The organism is Dietzia sp. DQ12-76 (genome assembly GCF_014145045.1).
In the GTDB taxonomy this organism is placed as follows: domain Bacteria; phylum Actinomycetota; class Actinomycetes; order Mycobacteriales; family Mycobacteriaceae; genus Dietzia.
Genome location: NZ_JAALDV010000368.1, coordinates 1 through 3229 on the forward strand (window position 1 = coordinate 1; position 3229 = coordinate 3229).

Sequence of the window (3229 nt, forward strand, 5' to 3'; positions counted from 1 at the left end):
TCGCCGAGCCGCGCCGGCGTCCGACACGTCGACGCGCGACGCGGACCACGACCGCTCCCGAGGGGGGCGATCGATAGAGGTCTCGGGCCCGGAGGCGCTGCCGGTTTGACCTGCTGCGCCGCCGGGCCGTAACCTTGACAAGTCGCTCGTGGCGCCGCTATGTCGTCGCGCGAGAAGTCGCGGGCCGGGCCTTCCGAGGCCCCGGGGCCGGCGATCCCGGCCGACGAGAGTCGGTCGGTCAGAGAGAACACCGCACAGTAGTCGTGGTCGTCCCCAGCGGCGGTCACACACCCGAGAAGCAAGGGGAAGCCCTCGATGTACGCGATCGTCAAGACCGGCGGCAAGCAGTACAAGGTCGCCGAAGGGGACCATGTCAAGGTCGAGAAGATCGAGGGTGAGGCCGGCACCTCCGTGTCCCTGTCCCCGATCCTCGTGGTCGACGGCTCGACCGTCACCTCCGCTGCCGACGCCCTGGCCAAGGTCTCCGTCTCCGGTGAGATCGTGGAGCAGACCAAGGGTCCGAAGATCCGGATCCACAAGTTCAAGAACAAGACCGGATACCACAAGCGTCAGGGTCACCGTCAGAAGCTGACGGTGCTCAAGATCACCGGTATCAAGTAATCCATCACGGCCGCCAAGGCCACCAGCTCAGCGCCCTCGGGCGTCTTCCCTGAAGGAGGGTTCGGACATGGCAAGTAAGAAGGGCGCATCCAGCACCCGTAACGGTCGTGACTCCAACGCGCAGCGCCTCGGCGTCAAGCGCTTCGGTGGCCAGGAGGTCAACGCCGGCGAGATCCTGATCCGCCAGCGTGGCACCAAGTTCCACCCGGGCGTGGGCGTGGGCCGTGGCGGCGACGACACGCTGTTCGCTCTGGCCGCCGGCGCGGTGGAGTTCGGGACCAAGCGTGGTCGCAAGACCGTCAACATCGTCCCGGTCGGCGTCGAGGGCTGACCCGGCAACGCTGACGAGAAGTCGCCCTCGGGGGCCGGGCGGGGTCAGACGACCCCACGCCCGGCCCCCGAGGGCATTTCCACCCCGGTCGTCGAGTCCCACCACCACCCATCACCCACCAGCAGCAGGAGGAGTCCGCCCATGTCGAGATTCGTCGACCGTGTAGTGCTCCACCTCGCGGCGGGGGACGGCGGCCGCGGCTGCACGTCCGTGCACCGGGAGAAGTTCAAACCGCTCGGTGGGCCTGACGGGGGCAACGGCGGTAGCGGCGGCGACGTCGTGCTGGTGGTGGACCCGCAGGTCCACACCCTGCTTGATTTCCACTTCCGTCCCCACGCCCGGGCGGGCAAGGGGCAGCCCGGCATGGGGGCCAACCGCAACGGCGCCCGCGGTGAGGACCTCGTCCTCGCGGTACCGCCCGGGACCGTCGTCCTCGACGAGGACGGGCAGGTGCTGGCCGATCTGGTCGGCGCCGGGACCCGCTTCGTGGCGGCCGAGGGCGGCAAGGGCGGGCTCGGCAACGCCGCGCTCGCCTCGAGGGCCCGCAAGGCCCCCGGGTTCGCCCTGCTCGGTGAACCCGGCGAGGTCCGCGACCTGACCCTCGAACTCAAGTCCATGGCGGACGTCGGGCTGGTCGGGTTCCCCTCGGCGGGCAAGTCGTCGCTCGTGTCGGTGCTGTCCGCGGCCAAACCCAAGATCGCCGACTACCCGTTCACCACCCTGGCGCCCAACCTCGGTGTGGTCTCGGTGGGCGACGACACGTTCACCATCGCGGACGTGCCCGGGCTCATCCCCGGAGCCAGCGAGGGACGCGGTCTGGGCCTGGACTTCCTGCGCCACATCGAACGCACGGCCGTCCTCGCGCACGTGGTGGACTGCGCGAACCTCGAGTCCGACCGCGACCCCGTCTCGGATGTCGACGCACTCGAGGCCGAGCTCGCCGCCTACCAACCGGAACTCGCCGACGCCGGGCTGGGCGACCTGGCCGACCGGCCCCGGGTCGTGGTGCTCAACAAGATCGACGTTCCGGACGCCGCCGACATGGCCGAGATGGTCACCGCCCACTTCGAGGCCAAGGGCTGGCCGGTGTACGCGATCTCCGCGGTCGCGCACCGGGGCCTGGACGAGTTGCGGTACGGGCTGTACGAGCTGATCAAGGCCCATCGCAAGGCGAACCCGCCTGCGGCGCCCGAGCGGATCGTCCTTCGGCCCAGGGCCGTGGACGGGGTCGAGTTCACGGTCCGGAAGGATCCGGACGAGGCCGGTGCCTTCGTGGTGTCGGGATCCAAACCCGAACGTTGGATCCGCCAGACCGACTTCGCCAACGACGAGGCCGTGGGCTTCCTCGCCGACCGTCTGGCCCGGCTGGGTGTCGAGGACGCGCTCATCAAGGCCGGGGCGCAGGCGGGTTGCGCGGTCACCATCGGCGACGTCTCGTTCGACTGGGAGCCCCAGACCCCGGCGGGCGTGGACCTCATGCGCACCGGGCGTGGCACGGACATCCGGTTGGAGTCCGACGAGCGCGTGGGCGCCCAGGAGCGCAAGTACCGCAAGCGGGTGCGCCGCGGCCTGATCGATCCCGACGAGGAGATCCTGGAGTGACCGGTGAACCGGAGCTGCGGCGCCGGATAGGCACGGCGCGCCGAGTGGTCGTCAAGATCGGGTCCTCGGCCATCACGAGCGTCGGTGGTGGGATCCGCCGGCCGCAGCTCGACGCCCTGGCCGATGTCTGTCAGGCGCGCATGGCCGCGGGGTCGGACGTGTTCGTGGTCTCGTCCGGGGCGATCGGAGCGGGGATGTCCCCATTGGGGATGACCACCCGCCCCGCGACCCTGTCCGCCAAGCAGGCCGCCGCGAGCGTGGGCCAGCTGGAGCTGGCCCGGGCCTGGGGGGACTCCTTCTCCCGATACGACCGCGTGGTGGGGCAGGTCCTGCTGACGGCCGGCGACATCGGGCGCCGGGAGAGCGCCGCCAACGCGCAACGCACCCTGGATCGTCTCCGCACACTCGGCGCGGTCCCGGTGGTCAACGAGAACGACACGGTGGCCACCAACGAGATCCGCTTCGGGGACAACGACCGCCTGGCCGCGTTGGTGGCCCACCTCATCAGCGCCGATGCGCTGGTCCTGCTCTCGGACGTGGACGCCCTGTACGACTCGGACCCGCGGAAGGGCGACGCCACCGCGGTGACGATGGTGTCGGGTGCGGCCGACCTCGACGGGGTGGTGGCCGGGGCCGGCGGGGCCCTGGGGACCGGCGGGATGGCCTCCAAGCTCG

Annotated in this window: 4 protein-coding genes; all 4 read left to right on the top strand. The window is 70.7% G+C overall.

The annotated features are described in order from the left end of the window. The first annotated feature begins 315 nt into the window (after positions 1-315). Positions 316-621, top strand: coding sequence for a 50S ribosomal protein L21 (gene rplU / locus G6019_RS12440; protein WP_017835684.1), 306 nt, complete (start codon positions 316-318; stop codon positions 619-621). Positions 622-688: 67 nt separating this feature from the next. Further along, positions 689-952 carry a 50S ribosomal protein L27 gene (gene rpmA, locus G6019_RS12445; protein WP_017835683.1) on the top strand — a complete coding sequence of 88 codons (264 nt, stop codon included), beginning with the start codon at positions 689-691 and terminating at the stop codon, positions 950-952. 141 nt (positions 953-1093) lie between these two features. After that, positions 1094-2554 (top strand): GTPase ObgE, encoded by a 1461-nt coding sequence (gene obgE / locus G6019_RS12450; protein WP_182613669.1) that lies wholly within the window; start codon positions 1094-1096, stop codon positions 2552-2554. Then, on the top strand, positions 2551-3229 hold a 679-nt coding region (proB, locus tag G6019_RS12455; protein WP_182627715.1), incomplete at its 3' end, for a glutamate 5-kinase. The genes obgE and proB, both read left to right, overlap by 4 nt.

Coding starts and splice junctions, on each gene's coding strand:
- rpmA (WP_017835683.1), top strand. CDS start 689: ATGGCAAGTAAGAAGGGCGCATCCAGCACCCGTAACGGTCGTGACTCC.
- obgE (WP_182613669.1), top strand. CDS start 1,094: ATGTCGAGATTCGTCGACCGTGTAGTGCTCCACCTCGCGGCGGGGGAC.
- rplU (WP_017835684.1), top strand. CDS start 316: ATGTACGCGATCGTCAAGACCGGCGGCAAGCAGTACAAGGTCGCCGAA.